18 protein-coding genes are annotated in these 18,598 nt (G+C 38.1%); 16 read left to right on the forward strand and 2 right to left on the reverse strand.

Annotated elements, in window-relative coordinates:
• Positions 1–6: 6 nt before the first annotated feature.
• Both coaD and QF117_RS06550 read left to right on the forward strand, forming a co-directional pair.
• Positions 7–495 carry a pantetheine-phosphate adenylyltransferase gene (gene coaD, locus QF117_RS06545; protein ID WP_282388277.1) on the forward strand — a complete coding sequence of 163 codons (489 nt, stop codon included), beginning with the start codon at positions 7–9 and terminating at the stop codon, positions 493–495.
• Between the two features lie 3 nt (positions 496–498).
• Positions 499–1,470: a glycosyltransferase gene (locus QF117_RS06550; RefSeq protein ID WP_282388278.1), complete on the forward strand. Its 972-nt coding sequence runs from the start codon at positions 499–501 to the stop codon at positions 1,468–1,470.
• An 88-nt stretch (positions 1,471–1,558) separates the two neighbouring features.
• Here the strand turns inward: QF117_RS06550 and lpxM are convergent, their stop codons facing one another.
• Positions 1,559–2,515, reverse strand: a complete 957-nt coding sequence (lpxM, locus tag QF117_RS06555; protein ID WP_069584949.1) for a lauroyl-Kdo(2)-lipid IV(A) myristoyltransferase — start codon at positions 2,513–2,515, stop codon at positions 1,559–1,561.
• Positions 2,516–2,625: 110 nt separating this feature from the next.
• Positions 2,626–3,567 carry an ADP-glyceromanno-heptose 6-epimerase gene (rfaD, locus tag QF117_RS06560; RefSeq protein WP_282388279.1) on the reverse strand — a complete coding sequence of 314 codons (942 nt, stop codon included), beginning with the start codon at positions 3,565–3,567 and terminating at the stop codon, positions 2,626–2,628.
• A 170-nt stretch (positions 3,568–3,737) separates the two neighbouring features.
• Here rfaD and QF117_RS06565 point away from each other — a divergent pair, with 170 nt between their 5' ends.
• The 14 genes from QF117_RS06565 to QF117_RS06630 all read left to right on the forward strand — a co-directional run bounded on the left by QF117_RS06565 (position 3,738) and on the right by QF117_RS06630 (position 18,595).
• Positions 3,738–4,925 carry a hypothetical protein gene (locus QF117_RS06565; RefSeq protein ID WP_282388280.1) on the forward strand — a complete coding sequence of 396 codons (1,188 nt, stop codon included), beginning with the start codon at positions 3,738–3,740 and terminating at the stop codon, positions 4,923–4,925.
• A 4-nt stretch (positions 4,926–4,929) separates the two neighbouring features.
• Positions 4,930–6,540 carry a cytidyltransferase gene (locus QF117_RS06570; RefSeq protein ID WP_282388282.1) on the forward strand — a complete coding sequence of 537 codons (1,611 nt, stop codon included), beginning with the start codon at positions 4,930–4,932 and terminating at the stop codon, positions 6,538–6,540.
• A gap of 9 nt (positions 6,541–6,549) precedes the next feature.
• A complete protein-coding gene (locus tag QF117_RS06575) occupies positions 6,550–7,587 on the forward strand; it encodes an N-acetylneuraminate synthase family protein (protein WP_282388283.1) in 1,038 nt (345 codons plus the stop codon).
• Positions 7,588–7,589: 2 nt separating this feature from the next.
• On the forward strand, positions 7,590–8,702 hold the full coding sequence (locus QF117_RS06580) for an iron-containing alcohol dehydrogenase family protein (protein ID WP_282388284.1): 1,113 nt from the start codon (positions 7,590–7,592) through the stop codon (positions 8,700–8,702).
• A 2-nt stretch (positions 8,703–8,704) separates the two neighbouring features.
• On the forward strand, positions 8,705–9,886 hold the full coding sequence (locus QF117_RS06585) for a DegT/DnrJ/EryC1/StrS family aminotransferase (protein WP_282388285.1): 1,182 nt from the start codon (positions 8,705–8,707) through the stop codon (positions 9,884–9,886).
• 6 nt (positions 9,887–9,892) lie between these two features.
• Positions 9,893–10,642: an NTP transferase domain-containing protein gene (locus QF117_RS06590; protein ID WP_282388286.1), complete on the forward strand. Its 750-nt coding sequence runs from the start codon at positions 9,893–9,895 to the stop codon at positions 10,640–10,642.
• On the forward strand, positions 10,635–12,389 hold the full coding sequence (locus QF117_RS06595) for an LIC12162 family protein (RefSeq protein ID WP_282388287.1): 1,755 nt from the start codon (positions 10,635–10,637) through the stop codon (positions 12,387–12,389). Before QF117_RS06590 ends, QF117_RS06595 begins: the two co-directional genes overlap by 8 nt.
• Entirely contained in the window at positions 12,386–13,891 is a 1,506-nt protein-coding gene (locus tag QF117_RS06600; protein ID WP_282388288.1) for an oligosaccharide flippase family protein, read from the forward strand. Before QF117_RS06595 ends, QF117_RS06600 begins: the two co-directional genes overlap by 4 nt.
• Before the next feature lie 70 nt (positions 13,892–13,961).
• Complete coding sequence (locus QF117_RS06605) at positions 13,962–14,939, forward strand: phosphoglycerate dehydrogenase (RefSeq protein ID WP_282388289.1); 978 nt, start codon at positions 13,962–13,964, stop codon at positions 14,937–14,939.
• A gap of 23 nt (positions 14,940–14,962) precedes the next feature.
• Positions 14,963–15,727 carry an aldolase/citrate lyase family protein gene (locus tag QF117_RS06610; protein ID WP_282388290.1) on the forward strand — a complete coding sequence of 255 codons (765 nt, stop codon included), beginning with the start codon at positions 14,963–14,965 and terminating at the stop codon, positions 15,725–15,727.
• Entirely contained in the window at positions 15,727–16,503 is a 777-nt protein-coding gene (locus QF117_RS06615) for a 3-deoxy-manno-octulosonate cytidylyltransferase (protein ID WP_282388291.1), read from the forward strand. Before QF117_RS06610 ends, QF117_RS06615 begins: the two co-directional genes overlap by 1 nt.
• Positions 16,487–17,068, forward strand: coding sequence for an acyltransferase (locus QF117_RS06620; RefSeq protein ID WP_282388292.1), 582 nt, complete (start codon positions 16,487–16,489; stop codon positions 17,066–17,068). The genes QF117_RS06615 and QF117_RS06620 overlap by 17 nt, the downstream gene beginning before the upstream one ends.
• Positions 17,065–18,006, forward strand: a complete 942-nt coding sequence (locus QF117_RS06625; protein ID WP_282388293.1) for an NAD-dependent epimerase/dehydratase family protein — start codon at positions 17,065–17,067, stop codon at positions 18,004–18,006. The genes QF117_RS06620 and QF117_RS06625 overlap by 4 nt, the downstream gene beginning before the upstream one ends.
• Positions 17,987–18,595 carry a CatB-related O-acetyltransferase gene (locus QF117_RS06630; protein ID WP_282388294.1) on the forward strand — a complete coding sequence of 203 codons (609 nt, stop codon included), beginning with the start codon at positions 17,987–17,989 and terminating at the stop codon, positions 18,593–18,595. The genes QF117_RS06625 and QF117_RS06630 overlap by 20 nt, the downstream gene beginning before the upstream one ends.
• Positions 18,596–18,598: the final 3 nt, after the last annotated feature.

An 18,598-nucleotide genomic window follows, 5' to 3' on the forward strand; every position in this document is an offset into this window, starting at 1 on the left:
AATACCATGCAAATAGCCATATACCCAGGTACGTTTGATCCGGTTACTAACGGTCATTACGATTTAATCAAACGCGCTGCGAGTATGTTTGAGCAGCTTGTTATTGGTGTTGCAGAAAGCCCAAGTAAAGCCACGCTGTTCAGTTTAGATGAGCGAGTGGCTTTACTTAGAGAAACCTGCCGTGAACTGCCTAATGTGTCTGTAGAAGGGTTTAGTGGTTTGCTCGTCGACTTCGCCACTGATCAAAACGCCTCTATTTTGGTAAGAGGTTTGAGGACTACCATGGACTTCGAGTACGAGTTTGGTTTAACCACTATGTATCGAAGATTAAAACCAGAGCTAGAGAGTCTATTTCTAACGCCCGCGGAAGAGTTCGCATTTTTATCATCAACGCTTGTTCGTGAAGTCGCGATTCATGGCGGAAAAATTCAGCAGTTTGTTCCTGAGTGTGTTCACCAGGCTGTCGCTGCTAAAGTTAACTCAGCAGAGCGTTAAGCCATGATGAATATTCTCGTTTATACAAGAGCGACATTACCAGTTGTTAACTATGGTGGAACCGAACGAGTCATTTGGGACTTAATTTATGCTTTGCACCTTGCAGGGCATAAGGTGACGTTATTGGCAGGCAAAGGTACTCAATGTGATTGGGCAAGAGTCATTGAATATCAACCCAATGTACCGCTACAACAACAGCTTCCAAATGATATCGATGTTGTACATTTTCATTCTGACCTTGAGCCAATTTCCATCCCTTATATTTTGACTCAGCATGGGAACTCAGACGGCCCCATAGATCCTAATACCGTATTTGTGTCGTCGCAACATGCAAAAAACCATGGTGCGCAGGCTTATGTTTACAATGGACTCAATTGGGACAATTACCTAAAACCTGATCTTAAGGCTAACCGCGAACGTTTTCATTTTCTTGGCAAAGCAGCATGGCGAGTGAAGAATGTTCAAGGGGCCATTGATATCACTAAGAAAGCAGGCGAACAGCTTGATGTGTTGGGCGGTCATCGATTGAATCTGAAAATGGGCTTTAGACTGACACTCGATCAGCATGTGCGTTTTTTGGGTATGGTGGGTGATACAACGAAGTCAGAGGTGATGACGAAGTCGAAAGGGCTCATCTTTCCGGTGACGTGGCATGAACCCTTTGGTTTAGCGATTACTGAGAGCCTGTATTTTGGTTGCCCAGTATTTGGCACCCCTTATGGCTCGTTACCTGAATTAGTAACAAAGGATGTGGGTTTTTTGTCTCATGTTGAATCTGATTTGATTAAGGCGGTATCTTGTTCAGAACAGTTTAATGTAATTCGATGTCATGAATATGCCCGCGATGTTTTTAACGCGAATGAGATGGCGAAGGCGTATGTTGAAAAATATCAGCAGGTCATTGATGGGAGCCCACTTAATCCACATCTAGGTTCGATTATTACTGATTTTAAGCGTTTACCGTATCAAAAATAATAAAGCGACTTCTTATACAGAAGTCGCTTAGCTCTTCATTTGTTAGTCTATGTTTATAGCCTTTATGGTATTGGCCAAAAATATATAGTTAATAACCCACATAAGGGTCGTTTCCATCCCTTCGTGTCTTCAACAGCTTTAAAATCCACATATATTGTTCGGGTCTTGGATTTACAAATCCTTCAACCACTTCATTCATCACTCTCGCATCGATGTATTCATCGCCCGAGAGATCTTCAAGTGGCGGCTTTATCTCTATCTCATATTTTCCAGTTTCAATATTGTAACTCGCAAAGGTAGGGACGATTTTTGCGCGGCTCACTTTTGCTAGCTTACCAAGCCCGGGCAATGTGGCTTTTTCTGTAGCAAAGAAATCCACAAAGACGCTTTGCTCTGGCCCGTGATCTTGATCGGGTAAGTAATAACCTAAATATCCGTCTTTCACTGACTTTATAAACGGTTTAATGCCACCACTACGATCGTAGACTCTTCCACCATATTGCACTCTCTGCTTATGCATTAACCAATCAGTAAATGGGTTCTTTTGGCTGTTGGCCATAGCCGAAACAGGCAGCCCTCTTGAAGCGAGTAATATGGCTGGGATATCAATACACCACGAATGAGGAACGAGCAAAATAGCACTTTGGTTGTTTTTCTGGAGATCTTGCAGGTATTCAAGCCCAATAATGGAAGAGTTTCTTTCTAACCATTTTTTGCTACGAAGACTGATCGCAGGAAAACCGAGCAGAAATGTTCCCGCGGTGACAAGGCACTTTTCTAAAATCGCTTCTCTCTCTTGTTCTGATTTTTCAGGGAAACAAAGGGCTAGGTTGATGCGGGCTTTTTGCACTGAACCGCGTTGTTTTTTACACATCTTACGCGCGATAAAGCGAGCGATTGAAACTCGGACTGAATTGGGTAAAAGCGTGAGAGGCAAACCGAATGTCAACCCTAACCAAGTTCCCCAGTGCTTAGGTGCTAAAAACTCCCGTTTAAACGTGGGATTGTATGCTTTAGAGTCGTAATCATTACGTGTATTAGCCACAGTAAAACCTTTAGCCTGATAAGTAGCATTTAAGAAAATAAAAATGCGAAGAAAATAAAAAAGCCAAGCGTTAAGATAAACCCTTGGCTTAAATACAGCAAATGGAAGTGTTAGCTATTTACTAGCGTCATATATTCCGCAACGCCTTCTGCGACCGTTTTGAATTGGTGATCGCAGCCTGTAGCACGAAGCTTGGTTAAATCAGCCTGTGTAAATTCTTGGTAGGCACCTTTAAGGTGCTCTGGGAATGGGATGGTCTCCACTTCACCTTTACCGTGGTGTTTAACCACCGCTTTAGCCACTTCATTGAAAGATTCAGCTTTTCCCGTGCCTAGGTTAAAAATACCCGAAGTACCGTTTTGCATAAACCAAAGATTAACAGCTGCTACATCACCCACGTACACGAAATCACGCTGAAAAGTTTCACTGCCAGCAAACAGTTTTGGGTTCTCACCTGCGTTCATTTGATTGTTCAGATGAAAAGCAACGGAAGCCATTGAACCTTTATGTTGTTCACGAGGACCGTATACGTTGAAATAACGAAAGCCAGTAACTTGAGATAAGGTTTCACCGTGAGCTTCTGCATCTTGCCATAGGCGACGCACATAGTTATCGAACTGCTGCTTTGAGTAACCGTAAACGTTAAGTGCACCTTCGTATTGTTTCTCTTCAATGAAAGTATCCGTTTCACCGTAAGTCGCAGCCGATGAAGCGTATAGAAACGGAATCTCACGCTCTAAGCAGTAATGCAGCAGCTCTTTAGAATACTCGTAGTTATTGAGCATCATGTACTTACCATCCCACTCAGTAGTAGCTGAGCAAGCGCCCTCATGGAAGATAGCTTCGATAGGCCCAAAGTTTTCACCAGACATGATTTGAACTAGGAAGTCATCGCGATCCATATAATCTGCTATATCAAGATCGACAAGATTTTGAAACTTTTTACCATTTTTAAGATTATCGACAACTAAGATGTCGTTAATGCCTTGCTCGTTAAGAGATTTAACGATGTTGCTGCCAATCATGCCAGCACCGCCAGTTACTATGATCATATTCGTAAACCATCCCTCCCAATTTTGTTACTAGTAGTATATCATAGGTTTCTTTCTAAACTAATGGGAACTCCTTCCTCTTTTAGTTAGCGCGAAGTTTAGCTGCTAGCGAAATAGTGTTGTCATTTTATGTATATTTGCAGATTTAGACGGAATCTAAGGTTGAAAGTGTGATACAACAGAAACATGCAATTAATTTGCTTCTACTGCCTCTTTTAATTGTGTTCTACATGCACCTGATCAGTTCTTCGATGATGTTGCTCTACGCGAATAATATTATCTATATTTTGACTGTTATAATTCTATTTTCTATTTTTTATGGAAATAAATATATTTTAAATGTGGATGTAATAATATTCATCCCTTTTTTATTTTTCTTGTCCATTTCTGTGTTTTTTTTCAATCCGTCATTACTTGCATATAAAGAATTGGCCAAATATTTTTTGTATTTTTGGGTGTTTGTTTTCGTAGTTAAAAGGAATTTTTGTTATAAGTATGTTTTTAAGGCTGTTATATATTTTTTAGTGGTTACCTTTTTGTTTATGTTTGTTGTCTACTTATTTGCTTTGGGCGGGAGTTTGGAGAATAAATATCTTGCAGAAGATCTTATGTTACCAAGTAGTTCGGCTTATATCACTAGAAAGGATTGGGATTATTCTTTAATTTTTTATTTGCTGTCGTTTCCTACTAATACTCCTGAAGATGGAATTCTTGGAATACCTAGGTTTTATGGTTTCTCTGTAGAGCCTACACTTTACTCTATTGTTATAGCTCCCTGCATTTTTTTAGCGATTAGGCTTAGAATGTTGATGTCAGCACTCATTCTTTCTTTTGCATTGTTAGTTACATGTTCATATTACGCTCTTGTCGCAACCTTCTTGTCTCTATTTTTTGGTTTTTTTGTGTGGAATCGAAGCTTCGTATTGAAACTATCTATGATTGTTTTCTTTCTTTTGATGATATTAGTGCTTCCTAATGTGGCAAACTTGGGTAATATTCGAATATCCAGCTATTTGAGTATATTTAACAATATGTCGAATTATGACATTGGCATTTTCGGATTTGGAATAGATTATTTATCAAATAAAAAGGTGATTGGTGGAGTTTCATCGCTAGTTTTTAAGTATGGATATATTACTTTATTAGGATACATGACAGTGGTTTTGTTTTACTTCTACAGAGTATGTATAACGAAAGATTGGATGATGATTTCTTTTTATGTTTGCTCATTGCTAATGATTAATAAATCATCAGAAGCTTTTATGCCATTTCTTATTTTTGTATTTGGCTGTGTAAGTTATTACTATGATGAGTTTAAATTTAACAATCAGCTCTCAATGTTAGAGGGTGGGGATTAGATTAATGGATGGTTTTAATATAGTTGCAGTTATCCCTGCAAAAATTGAGAACAAAGGAATGCCTAACAAGAATATTCGCTTGGTTAATGGGAAGCCTTTGGTTTATTACTCGATAGTTAATGCACTAAGCTCTAGTTTTATTCATAGGGTTATTGTTACTACCGATTCAGATGAGATAGAATGTATTGCTAAGCAAATGGGCGCTGAAGTGATCCGAAGAGGTGTAGAGTTATGCGGTGACGAAGTTTTGCTTGATGATGTAGTGATAGATGTGCTCAACGGTATTGAGTTTGATGTTTGTGTCACCTTGCAAGCGACTTCGCCGACACTTAAGCTAGAAACTCTAGACGGGGCGATAGGTTCTTTCGTTAGTAAAGATATCGATACATTAGTTTCGGTCACAGAGGCTAAATCACTAGGGTGGACTGTTGATGCTAATGGCTCTAGTGTTCCTAATTATGTGAGCCGAGCTGCTCAGATTGATTTACCAGAATACTATGTTGAAAACGGCGCTTTTGTGATCAGTAGAGCTGAAGTCCTAAAACAGGGAGCGCGATTTGGTAGTAAGGTTGAAATTCACCGCATTCCTGAAGACGAAGCTATTGAAGTACAACATTTTCATGATTTAAAAACTTGTGAGCAAATATTGTCAAACCAAAAGGTTGCTTTCTATGTTAATGGCAATAATAAACGAGGTCTGGGTCATATATATCGCTGCTTAGAGCTTGCTGATGAGTTTTATGTTAAGCCAGATATTTACTTTGATTCGAACCAAACAGATCCTAGGCTATTTGGATCGACAAGTCATAACTTGATAGGCGTGAACGGCATATCTGAACTCTTTAATATTCTTAAAGAAAAGAAATATGACATTTTCATCAATGATGTCCTTAATACCACCGTTGATTACATGATTGCGTTGAAAGATTGTAACCCAGCCAAAAAAATCATTAACTTTGAAGATGATGGAGAAGGTGTACTTTATTCTGACTTGACAGTAAATGCGTTGTATGAGAACCCTACCTTATCGCAAATGAGGGCAGGTGAAAAATACTATATATGCTCAAAAACGTTTTTGTTTTACTCACCGATAGCCATCAATGAGTCAGTGAGGTCAGTTTTTATATCCTTTGGGGGAGCTGACCCACAAGACTACTCTGATCGACTTATTAATATTGTCAATCAAGATAAATATAAAGCTTTTAAGTTTATAGTTGTTTTGGGAAGAGCAAAGAAAAATGTTGATGAACTTATGAAGTTCAACAGTGTTGAGAATATTGAAGTGCTGTACGATGTTCGCAATATGCCTGAGCTGATGATGAAATGTGATATTGCTATTACATCAAGAGGAAGAACCGGGTACGAACTAGCTCTACTAGGGGTACCTACCATAGCGATGGCGCAAAATAAACGAGAAGAAAAACATGGTTTTGTATCTCATGAAAATGGATTTAATTATTTGGGCCTTAATCCACCAGATTCAATTATTGAAAGTAACTTAGATATGTATATCTCTTTAGGAGGCGAGGAGCGAAAAATAATTCAAAATCAACTTCTTGAGCATGATTTAAGAAATGGGCGTAAACGAGTTTTCAACCTGATTAATAGTTTTTAGAGAGGTAATATGAAAGGATATTATGTAATTGCTGAGATTGGCGTGAACTTTTATGACACGGCAAAATCACTCAATTTGTCTCCGTTAGAAGCAGCGAAGCTGTATATTTTTAAAGCTAAAGAAAGCGGTGCTGATGCTGTTAAGTTTCAGTCTTATAAAGCTGATACCATTGTGTCTAAAAACTCTCCGGCTTATTGGGATTTAGAAAAAGAGTCAACACCGACTCAACATGCGCTTTTCCTAAAGCATGATGGTTTTAACAAAGCGGATTACCAAACACTGTGCGATTATGCAAATGAAGTTGGAGTCGACTTCATGTCTACCCCATTCGATTTTGAATCTGCTGATTACCTAGATGAGATGATTGATATCTACAAGATATCTTCTTCTGATCTAACAAATATTCCATTTATCAGGCATATAGCTAAAAAAGGAAAAACGATTTATTTATCAACGGGTGCTTCGTATATATCTGAAATTGATAATGCAGTTCGAGCAATCAAAGAAGAAGGGTGTCAAGACTTATGCGTAATGCATTGTGTACTTTCGTACCCGACTAAAAATGAAGATGCGAACCTTGATATGATCAAGCATCTAAAACAGATATTCCCAGATGTAACTATCGGTTATAGCGACCATACATTACCTGACGAGAATATGACGATTTTGGCTGCGGCTTACATGAATGGCGCCACTATTATTGAGAAGCACTTTACGTTAGATAAATCTCTAACCGGTAATGATCATTACCATTCTATGGATGAGAAAGACCTAGCAGCGGCGATAAAGAATCTTGATCTCATTGATACTGTTAGAGGTTCGGATAAGAAAACGGTTTTGGATTGTGAACTAACTCCTCGCAAAGAAGCAAGACGTTCTTTGGTGCTGACAAGAGACTTGAAAGCGGGACAATCTATTACGGAAAATGACATTATGCTTAAACGTCCAGGGACCGGCATTTGCCCTGAGCATATTGATGTTGTTATCGGGCGTACTGCCAAGCTAGATTTAACTGAAGATACCGTACTTACGTGGGATATGATTTGACAATGAGTAACGTAAATATTTTAGATACGGGCATTAAGAACTGTAAGAATGTCCTTAAGTACTCTTTTGGTGAAGGTAATTTTGCAAGCTTGTTTGACCGTATTGATCAAATTACCGGAGAATCCAAAGCGACAGTTGTTGTATTTGTAGATTTCTTTTTTGTTGGTTCTCCACTTCTGAGCAAGTTTGATAGCTACAGTAATGTTGAGATTGTTTTTGTTGATACTACAAATGAACCAACCACCAACGATATTGATCAGCATAACAAGTATCTGAGAGAAAAATACATCGTTGAAGCAATAGAACTTATTGTTGCGATCGGTGGCGGTGCCACGATGGATGTAGCTAAGGCTGCCGCTAACATGTTGCGAAATGATGGTCAAGCTTCCGATTACCAAGGCTGGGACTTGGTGCCTAATGCTGGGGTGTATAAAATTGCTATCCCTACCCTATCAGGGACTGGTAGTGAGGCGACACGTACCTGTGTGATGACCAATAAGCAGACAGGACTAAAACTTGGTATGAACAGTGACCATACTGTTTTTGATGAAGTGATATTAGATCCTGAGTTGTTAATATCTGTTCCTAAAAATCAATACTTCTACACAGGTATGGATGCTTACATTCACTGTGTGGAATCGTTGAATGGTAGTTATCGTAATGCTGTTGGTGACGCTTTCTCTCACCAGAGTATTCAATTGTGCCGAGACGTGTTCCTATCTGACGATATGATTTCATTGGAAAATAGAGGCAAAATGATGGTTGCTTCCTATCTGGGGGGGTGTGCTATTGCGTCCAGTTATGTTGGTCTAATTCATCCTTTCTCTGCTGGTCTTAGTGTTGTACTCGGTACTCATCACTGTGAAGCAAACTGTATAGTCATGATGGCAATGGAAGAGTTCTATCCAGAAGAATATGCAGAGTTCAATGAGATGGTCGCGAAGCAAGGGGTTGAAATTAGGAAAGGCATCACTCGGGATTTGAGTGACGAGCAATTTGAAGCTCTATACCAAGCAACTATTATTCATGAAAAACCGTTGACTAATGCTCTAGGAGTTGGTTTTAAAGACATACTGACTCGAGAGAAAGTAAAGTCCATTTTTAAGGCGATGTAACTATGGAGTTTAAAATCCCTTTTGGTGGTCGAGCGCACACCTACACCAAACGAGAAGAAGAAATTGTTTTAAATGTTATGCGAGAGTCGGGAACATTGACTCAAGGGCATCACCTTAAGAAATTTGAATCTGACTTTGAAGCATATATTGGCGCAGAAAAAGCTTATGCTGTTAATAATGCCACCGCGGCATTAGAAATCGCTGCACAGTTATGCCAGTTTGAAGAAGGGGATGAAGTTATCATCCCATCTCATACATTCACTTCTTCTGCTTACCCTTTTGCTAAACAAGGTGGTCACATAAAGTGGGCAGATATTGATGCTGAAACTAGGGTGGTTTCTGCTGAAAGCATAAGAAAAGAGCTAACTCCAAAAACGAAAGCTATCGTCGTCGTCCATCTATACGGCTTCTGTATAGAGATGGCAGAGATTTGTAAGTTGGCTAGAGAATATGACTTGCTGCTGATAGAAGACGTTGCTCAAGCTTTGGGGGCGGAAGTCAATGGTCAGAAAGCGGGAACGTTTGGTGATTTTGGTATCTATTCATTCCATTCTCATAAAAATGTTTCGACGTTAGGAGAGGGTGGGGTTCTTTTGGTCAATAACCCTAAATATCAGAATGTGATACCACAAATACGTCACAATGGTCATTGTGCTTATGCCCATGAGAGAGAAAACTATTGGGTACCTGCAATGAGCGATTTGCGTTTTCCAGAAATCGACGGAAAGCCAATTTGGCCAAATAATTACTGTTTGGGAGAAGTTGAAGCCGCACTAGGAAGTGAATTACTTGGCCGAATTGATACTCTCAATGCGGAAAAGCGCGTTCGGGCTAATAAATTTGTCGAAAGTTTGGCAGAGTATCCGGAGCTTTCGTTCCATAAAGTTGAGTCTAGCCGACATACTTATCACTTATTGGTGGCTAAGTGTCATTCCGATGTTCGTGATAAATTCATCGACATAATGGGCAAAGTGCATGGAGTTCAATGTGTTGTTCAATACTACCCTCTCAACCGTTATCCATTATACGAGAGCTTAGGGTTATCTGATTGCCACTGTCCAAATGCTGATGACCTGTTTGACAACATGGTGTCTTTCCCCTTTGAGCACCGTTTAGAAGAACGAGATATTAACTATATTATTGATTCTGCAAAAAAGACGCTCGATGAAATAAGGCTAGGGTAGTTAAGAATGAAGCCAAAAGTTGTAGCGTTAATACTCGTGAGGATGGGCTCTTCCCGCTTTCCTGGAAAAGCCCTTTGCGATATCTCTGGAACTCCAATGTTGAAGTTGATTTATTCTAGAGTAAAACGAAGTAAGTTAGTTGATGAAGTCGTTGTTTGCACGTCTGATTGCAAAGAGAATGATGCAATAGAGTCGATGTGTAAATCGGAAGGAATGAGAGTATTCAGAGGAAATGAAGACGATGTTTCTTTAAGAATGAATGATGCTTTGCGTTATTTTAACGCGACTACTGGCGTTACAATTTTTGGTGACTGCCCGTTTATTGAACCGACAATAATCGATCTTTTGATTTCTGAGTTCGCAAAAGGTGGGTTTGATTTTGTTGGTAATAACCTAAAAACCACATATCCACCCGGTACTGAAGCTGAAGTTTTTACCCTTGATGCACTTAGTAGAGGGCTAGAAACCTGTGATAGCCCTTCTGTTAGAGAGCATGGAACGTTAGTTATTCGAAGTCAGCCCGACGTATTTAATATCAAAAACATATCAGCGCCTTCACATTTACATCGTCCTGAGTATGAAATTGAAGTGGACGAAAAGATTGATATCGAATTTATAAGAATAATTGCGGAAAAGTTTGAAGACAATGTGTCGGTCTCATTAGAAGAAATCATTAGCTTCTTAGATGAAAATAGAAAGACTGTACTTATAAATGGCGATGTGAACCGTCGATGGAAAGAGTATAGACGTGACTGAACTAACACTTGTTACGTCTAGGTCCATGGATCTAACCCTCGATGATTCAGAGCATAGAGTATACCTAGGATTGTGGGGCTTAAAAGACATTTCGAAGGTAACTACCCATTCTATCGTTTCTGCGCCTTGGGTTGATGAAAATGTTAGAAGGAAAGACTATGAGAAGATACAACAACTGTATCTTGATATATTTCCTCATTTGGCTAGTCATCTAAATCGTGTTCACAAAACACAGCATTCAGATGATTTTTGGAAAATAGTTATAGGTTCTTGGACTCAATTAGCAATATCTGTGTTTTATCAACGCTTTGATTTAGTTAATCGAGCTTTGAACGAGCATGAGCTAACAAAAGCGATAGTATTTGATCCAGAATATATTTTTGAACCTGCTACCCATTATAATGAATTTTGTTCTTATATAGATAATCAAGACTGGAATGACTATGTTTTCTCCAAGATACTACATAGAAGAGCTGAAGGTTTATCTTTAATTGAGTCCAAACCAGTTAACTCAGCGATAAAAATAAACAGTAGCAAAGTGTCTAAAGCAACGTCATTCTTTAAATCTATAGTTGCTATAGTTAACTCTAAGGTTAACACCTACCTTGGTTATCATGTTTTCTTTCACAACTCATACTTCCCTAAGAAGAGTGAATTTAAGCTTGCCCGAAAATTGGGGCAAGTCCCACAGTTTGTCCCTCTAAATTTGATTCCTCCATCTGTTCAATCCAACCCCGCACTGCGAAGGAATGGCCATAATGATGGGAAAAGTATTGAGTCCATTCTTTTATCGCTTCTTATAGAACAGTTACCTAAAACATACTTGGAAGCGTTTGAGACAGTAGAGAAACACGCGCTAAAATATTATCCACATAATGTGAAAGCTATTTTTACAGGGGTTTCCGACATCTGCGATGACCATTTCAAAGTTTGGTGTGCTCATCAAAAAATGCAGGGTATTCCACTGCTAGTTAGCCAGCATGGTGGGTGCTATGGTATATCTGAATTGTCTCAAGTAGAAGATTTTCAAAGAAAGAATGCCAATGTCTTTTATACATGGGGTTGGTCAGGTAGTGAAATAAATAATCTAAAAGCAATGCCTGCACCAAAGCTAACGGAAGGCAGTGTAGATAGGTCCCCTAAACCTAGTAACAATATACTGGTTACGTTATATGATATTCCAATGTACACTTATTGGAATCAGAGCTTCCCTGTCGGGGAGAAGATGTTTGAGTATATGGAAGATGTACAAGACTTTCTGAAATCAACTTCTGAAGAAGTTAAGTCTGATATACTGTTGCGGTATTATCCTCATGATTGCGGGTGGGGAATTAGAGAGAGGCTAAACAGTGATATACATCAATATCAAGTTGATTGTGAGCGTTCTTTAAAAAAATCCATGTCTAACTCTAAGATTTGTATTACGACCTGTAATTCCACTACCTTCCTAGAGTTCATTGTTTCTGGAATACCAACGATCGCATTTTGGAGTGAATCACTATTCCCAATCAGAGAGGAAGCTAGACAGGCTTTCGAAGAGTTAAAAAGTGTCGGCATATTTCATGAAAGCGCAGTCAAGGCAGCTGAATTTGTTTCGTCAATTAATCAAGATGTAGATGGTTGGTGGGGTGATGTTAAAGTACAGAAAGCAAGAGAAAAGTTTTGTTTATCGTTTGCTTACACCTCAGAAAACTGGTTAGCAGAGTGGAAAAGCGAACTGGAAAGTGTAGCACTAGAGGATAAATGAACGAATCTAGCCTTAAAAAAAGATATGTTGTAAAGCTGTTCGCAAGTATCGTTAATGGTGTCATTGGAATGGCGTTGGTGGCTATTGTCCCAAGAGCCATTGGGCCAGTTGCCTATGGTCAGTTCGTATACTTACAACAATTTTTCACTCAACTTATTGGGTTTCTTGACGCAAGTACCTCCATTGCTTTCTTTACTAAACTGTCAGCAAACTCAGAAAGAAAAGATCTAATAGCGTTTTATGCGCGATACTCAATATCAATTTTTTTATTACTAATAGCTTTCTTCTATATGCTGAATGTATTTGAAATTGCTGAATATATACTTCCAGAAGTAAACAACGAATATATCTATTTAGGTCTAATTTTCTGCTTCTTTACATGGTTTACTCAGGTTCTCATTAAAATATCTGATGCTTATGCAATGACTGTTTCTATTGAAATAGCCAAGATATTTCATAAGGTTATATCGCTAGCTTTACTGATATGCATTGTCATGTTTGGAGATTTAGACTTAAAACTATATTTATACCTCAATATAGTAATGTTGATTTTGTTTATAGTTTTAGTTTTGACTATTTTTTTCAATAGAAAGGTAATCTACTGGTCTGATATTTCCTTAAAATTCCTTCAATTTAAGGGTATAGCTAAAGAGTTTATATCCTATTGTACACCGCTATTTTTTTATTCTGTTGTCGGCTTAATTGCGAGTATCTTTGATATATGGTTACTACAAAATATTAGTGGTTCCATTGAGACAGGATTCTATGGGTTGTCATACTCTATAGCAGCGATGTGCTTCATTTTTACTGGAGCAATGACACCAATTATTACTCGTGAGTTTAGTAAATCTTTTAAAGAAGGTAATATCCGTTTGATGCGTACTTACTTCAAACGATATATACCCATGATGTATACAATATCTGTGTATTTTTCTGTGTTTATTGTTTTTGAAAGTAAAAGTGTTCTTTATATTTTTGCTGATGAGAAGTTTGAAGGCGCACTGTCTGCTCTGATGGTGTTGGCTATCTACCCAATTCATCAAACATATGGTCAGCTTAGTGGTTCTATTTTCTATGCGACAGGGCAAACTAAGCTATATAACAATATTGGTATGGTTAGTTTTGCTATTGGTATGTTACTTACTACACTATTTGTTTATTTTCTTGAACTAGGTGCACTGGGTTTGGGATTGAAAATGGTAATAGCTCAAGTTATTGCCGTTAATGTTCAACTGTACTTTAGTACTAAGTTTTTGAACTTAAAGATGTCATATTTCTTGATGCACCAGTTTGTAGCCGTTATATTGTTAGGTTTTTGTGCTTATCTATCAAGTTGCCTAATTGAACTTAACAACGTTATAGTTGATTTCTTAATAACAGGCGTGGTGTATTCTATTTTTGTCTTGTTGATGTTCTTTGCCTATCCAAGCCTTTTTTCTATTAAAAGGTTTGAGGTGAATAACTTTATGCATGGGTTACATGTTAGGTCCGGAAATAGTTGAATGTAACGTATGTTATGAGCGTTGCTTTGACCTTTTACATGAGTGACTAAAAAAACTTATAGGTGAAATAATGAAAGTTCTTATAACCACAGTACCATTTGCGAATAAATCTAAGTTACCTCTTGAGCTATTAGAGTTCGCAGGTGCTGAATATATAATTAACCCATTGAATAAGAAGCTAACTGAGATTGAGCTAGCAGGTATGGTAAGTGATATCGATATAATTATCGCTGGGACGGAGACCATATCTAGGAAGGTTATGGATAACGCTCCAAAATTAAAGCTGATATCGAGAGTGGGTATTGGACTGGATGGTGTGGACTTAGTTGCAGCAAAAGAAAAAGGCATACTCGTAAGTTATACTCCAGATGCTCCTGCTCCTGCTGTAGCTGAATTAACAATGGGGCTAATGCTGAGCTTGCTGCGCTCGATACATATTGCAAATAAGCAGTTGCATGATGGTAATTGGAATCGAATTTTTGGTAGACGAATTTCTGAAGTTACCGTGGGCGTAATTGGAGCTGGTAGAATTGGTGGAAGAGTAATTAGAAGGATGGAGGCATTTGGCTCTCCTAGGTTGATGATTAATGATGTTTCTCAGAAGCGTGAAATTGACAAAGCTTATAAAGTTGAATGGACGACGAAGGAAGATATTTATAAAAATGCCGATGTAATCACATTTCATATACCTCTATCACCTCATACAAAGGATTTGGTCAAGAAAGAACATTTATTAATGATGAAACCAGACGCACTAATAATTAACACAAGTAGAGGAGGTATTGTTAATGAGAATGATTTGGCTGATGTTCTGGAGTCGGGTCATTTAGGTGGTGCAGCGATTGATGTATTTGAGCAGGAACCTTATAGCGGCCGTTTAGCAAATATAGATAATTGCTTATTGACAGCACATATGGGATCTATGTCTATTGATTGTCGTTCAAGAATGGAGTTAGAAGCAACGCAAGAGGCAATTAGATTTATTAATGGTTCAGAGCTAGAGCTTTTGGTTCCTGAGGTAGAATATACAATGCAAAGTATCAACTAATTATTCGATTTAAGGGTTTAATAATGTCGCTGAAAAGAAAACTAGAGCTTAACAAGCTTACACTAGGTAGTTGGGTTACGATTGGACATCCAGCTATCGTTGATATTATGGCAAGTGCAGGTTTTGAATGGCTAGTCATTGATATGGAACATACCTCAATCAACCTAGAAACAGCTCATAATTTGATTTCAACTATTCAAGCCAATGGAATGAAAGCATTGGTAAGAGTGAGTAAAAATGAAGAAGTCATAATTAAAAAGGTTCTTGATATGGGGGCTGATGGTCTTGTGGTACCCATGGTGAAATCAAAATCGGATGCATTACAAGCCATTGACTATGCTAAATATCCACCAATTGGAAAGCGTGGAGTTGGCTTGTTTAGGGCCCAGAAGTACGGCCTAGGATTTGAAGAGTACAAAAAGTGGGTTAAAGACGAGTTAGTTATTATTGCTCAGATTGAGCATCACGAGGCTGTGAGCAATATCGAAGAAATTGTAAGTGTAGATGGTATAGATGGAGTTATCATTGGTCCTTACGACTTATCAGGCTCTTTGGGCTATCCTGGAGAGTATCATCGAGATGATGTGAAAGACGGAATTGCGAAGGTATTGCGTGTCTGCAAAGAAAAAAATGTTCCTTCAGGTTTTCATGTGATTGAATCGAGCCCTGAAAAGTTAACAGAAAGAATTAATGAAGGATGTACATTTTTAGCGTATAGCCTCGATTTTTTCTTTCTAGGTGATAGCGTTAGAAGTGGAATGTCAAAAATTAAAGAGAGCTTAAAATAATGAATATAATATCAATAATACCAGCAAGAATGGGCTCCAGTAGATTTCCTGGAAAACCTATGGCGGATATACTTGGAACACCGATGGTAGGGCACGTTTATAAAAGAGTTAAGATGAGTAAGCTTCTGAATGAAGTTTATGTTGCCACATGTGATAGAGAGATTTATGACTATATTCTGTCGATTGGTGGAAAGGCTGTTATGACAAGCGACTCCCACGAAAGGTGTAGCGACAGATGTGCTGAAGCAATGCTGAAAATTGAGCAACAAGGCGGTCAAAAAGTTGATGTTATGGTCATGGTTCAAGGGGATGAACCTTTAACTTTTCCGGAAATGATTGATGAGGCTGTTCTACCGATGCTTCAAGATGAGAGTATCTTGATAACTAATTTAATTGCGGATATCGAAACCGTTGGTGAGTTCAACGATCCAAATGAAGTGAAGGTAGTAACAGACATTCACAATAACGCGCTTTATTTTAGCCGTGAGCCTATTCCAAGCAGAAAGAAAGGTATTCTTGACGTTCCTATGAAGAAGCAGGTGTGTGTTATTCCTTTTACCAGAGATTTTTTACTTGAGTACAACGAAATGGAGCCAACTCCACTAGAAATTATTGAATCTGTTGATATGATGAGAATTATTGAAAATGGATTAAATGTAAAAATGGTACCTACTAACTACCAAACGAAAGCGGTTGATACAGTAAAAGACCTAGAGCTAGTCATCGACGCTATGAAAAGTGATATCCTATTTAAGAATTATGAAACGAATCTTTAGAGTATTATTTCAATTTTACTTGGCACTAGTTTCACATTTGCCTACAGTTATTGGCGCAAAATTAAGGTATCTTGCATATAAACCACTATTCAAAGAGACAAATGGCTTCTTTTATATAGATACTGGCGTCTCAATTTCAGGGTTTAGAAACATAAAGCTTGGTAAAAATGTAGCTATTATGAAAAATAGTTATGTTTATGCTCATGATGATGGCAAGTTAACGATTGGTGATAACTTTACAATGAACTCCAATAGCCAACTTGGTGCCGCCTTTGGAAGGATCGTTATAGGTAACGATTGTGCTATAGGCCCTAATTGTGTACTAAGAGCTTCAAATCACAATTTTGACAGTGTAGATACTACTATTAGAGAGCAAGGACATTCTTTCGGAGAGATTATTATCGAAGATGATGTTTGGATAGCTTCTAATTGTGTTGTTACCGCGAACACAACGATTGCCAAAAGCTCAATTGTGGCAGCAGGTAGTGTTGTTACTAAAGACGTTGGCGCATATTCAATTGTGGGTGGAGTTCCTGCAAAGTTACTTAGGACACGACAGAGATGAGATATTTGGTAACAGGCGGTGCTGGATTTATAGGCTCAGCTATAGCTAATAGGCTAATTGAACTCGGGAATGATGTCTATATTATTGATAATTTTAATACTGGATATGAATATAATGTTCCTCGAAAGGCTAAATTTTTTTCAGGCGACTTCAGCCAAGATGAAACAATTGCCAAATTAAATAATGTAAGGTTTGATGCGGTACTGCATATTGGTGGGCAAAGTTCAGGGGAAATTAGTTTTGAAGATCCAGAATATGACCTAAATACCAATACACTATCTACATTAAAGCTGCTTGAATATTGTGTAAGTACTGGCTGCAAAAAGTTTGTTTACGCTAGCACAATGTCCGTTTATGGGGAACAGCGTGATAAAGAACAGTTCTCTGAATTGGATGAGGTTAGACCTAAATCATTCTATGCTGTGGGAAAATTAGCAAGTGAAAGGTATATGGAGATTTTCTCCAAACAGTTTGGAGTGGATTTTGTTTCTCTTAGGTATTTTAATGTTTATGGACCTGGTCAAAACCTAGAAAACTTAAAGCAAGGTATGGTTAGTATTTACTTGAAGCAATTTATAGATCCAAGCTTTGAAAAGGTTTTAGTTAAAGGGGACCATGATCGTTTCAGAGACCTCATTTATATTGATGATGTTGTAGATATCACAATCGAATCTATAAGTAATAGATCTTACAATAATCAGGTTATTAATTTAGGTACCGGTATAAAAACAACCGTACGTGATATTATTTATTTAATAAAGTCATTTACTAACTCTAAGAAAGAGGTAGTGACTCAAGATGGCACCCCTGGCGATCAGTTTGGAATATATGCCAATAATGAGAAATTATTGTCTTTATATAAGAGACCATTGACTCCATTCAGTGTAGGCTTACAAGAAATGATAAGTAGGACTTTAAGTGAACAAACTAGAACTTAACTCAAGTATCGCAAGCAACGCGCAGGTATCGAACTCTAGGTTAAAGATGTATGCACGTGTAAAAGATTATGCAGAGTTACGAGATAGTTATCTCGGTGAATATAGCTACATAGCACAAAGAACAATGGTAAATAGATCTACGATCGGTAAATATACATCTATTTCTAATGGCTGTAGCATTGGTTTATGGGAACATAATACAAGTGTATCTACTCATTCCTTTTACTTATTTGAACACTCTGGTGAGTTTGTATCAGGTTATAAAGATTATGATAAAGATTCCGTTGAAACTTTTATTGGTAACGATGTTTGGGTTGGAGCTAGTGCTATTATACTTAAAGGAGTTAAGGTAGGTGATGGAGCAATAGTTGGTGCAGGGGCTGTTGTGACAAAAGATGTTCCCGAATATTCAATCGTTGTTGGCAATCCGGCTAAGGTCTTAAAGTACCGATTCAAGAAAGAGGAAATCGAATGGTTTAAGCATTTGAAATGGTGGGATTTTGATAGGGAAAAGATTCAAGAATTAGTGGATAGTGATGCATTCTCGAGCCTAGATACTTTCAAAAAATTAATGGCGTATAACGCATAACAG

Source organism: Vibrio sp. YMD68 (genome assembly GCF_029958905.1).
Classification (GTDB): domain Bacteria; phylum Pseudomonadota; class Gammaproteobacteria; order Enterobacterales; family Vibrionaceae; genus Vibrio.

Bases quoted from the DNA above. Each gene is read 5' to 3' on its own strand.
- QF117_RS06590 (WP_282388286.1), top strand. From the start codon at position 9,893: ATGAAGCCAAAAGTTGTAGCGTTAATACTCGTGAGGATGGGCTCTTCC.
- QF117_RS06605 (WP_282388289.1), top strand. From the start codon at position 13,962: ATGAAAGTTCTTATAACCACAGTACCATTTGCGAATAAATCTAAGTTA.
- QF117_RS06550 (WP_282388278.1), top strand. From the start codon at position 499: ATGATGAATATTCTCGTTTATACAAGAGCGACATTACCAGTTGTTAAC.
- coaD (WP_282388277.1), top strand. From the start codon at position 7: ATGCAAATAGCCATATACCCAGGTACGTTTGATCCGGTTACTAACGGT.
- QF117_RS06580 (WP_282388284.1), top strand. From the start codon at position 7,590: ATGAGTAACGTAAATATTTTAGATACGGGCATTAAGAACTGTAAGAAT.
- QF117_RS06600 (WP_282388288.1), top strand. From the start codon at position 12,386: ATGAACGAATCTAGCCTTAAAAAAAGATATGTTGTAAAGCTGTTCGCA.
- QF117_RS06610 (WP_282388290.1), top strand. From the start codon at position 14,963: ATGTCGCTGAAAAGAAAACTAGAGCTTAACAAGCTTACACTAGGTAGT.
- QF117_RS06575 (WP_282388283.1), top strand. From the start codon at position 6,550: ATGAAAGGATATTATGTAATTGCTGAGATTGGCGTGAACTTTTATGAC.
- rfaD (WP_282388279.1), bottom strand. From the start codon at position 3,567: ATGATCATAGTAACTGGCGGTGCTGGCATGATTGGCAGCAACATCGTT.
- QF117_RS06615 (WP_282388291.1), top strand. From the start codon at position 15,727: ATGAATATAATATCAATAATACCAGCAAGAATGGGCTCCAGTAGATTT.
- QF117_RS06585 (WP_282388285.1), top strand. From the start codon at position 8,705: ATGGAGTTTAAAATCCCTTTTGGTGGTCGAGCGCACACCTACACCAAA.
- QF117_RS06625 (WP_282388293.1), top strand. From the start codon at position 17,065: ATGAGATATTTGGTAACAGGCGGTGCTGGATTTATAGGCTCAGCTATA.
- QF117_RS06570 (WP_282388282.1), top strand. From the start codon at position 4,930: ATGGATGGTTTTAATATAGTTGCAGTTATCCCTGCAAAAATTGAGAAC.
- QF117_RS06620 (WP_282388292.1), top strand. From the start codon at position 16,487: ATGAAACGAATCTTTAGAGTATTATTTCAATTTTACTTGGCACTAGTT.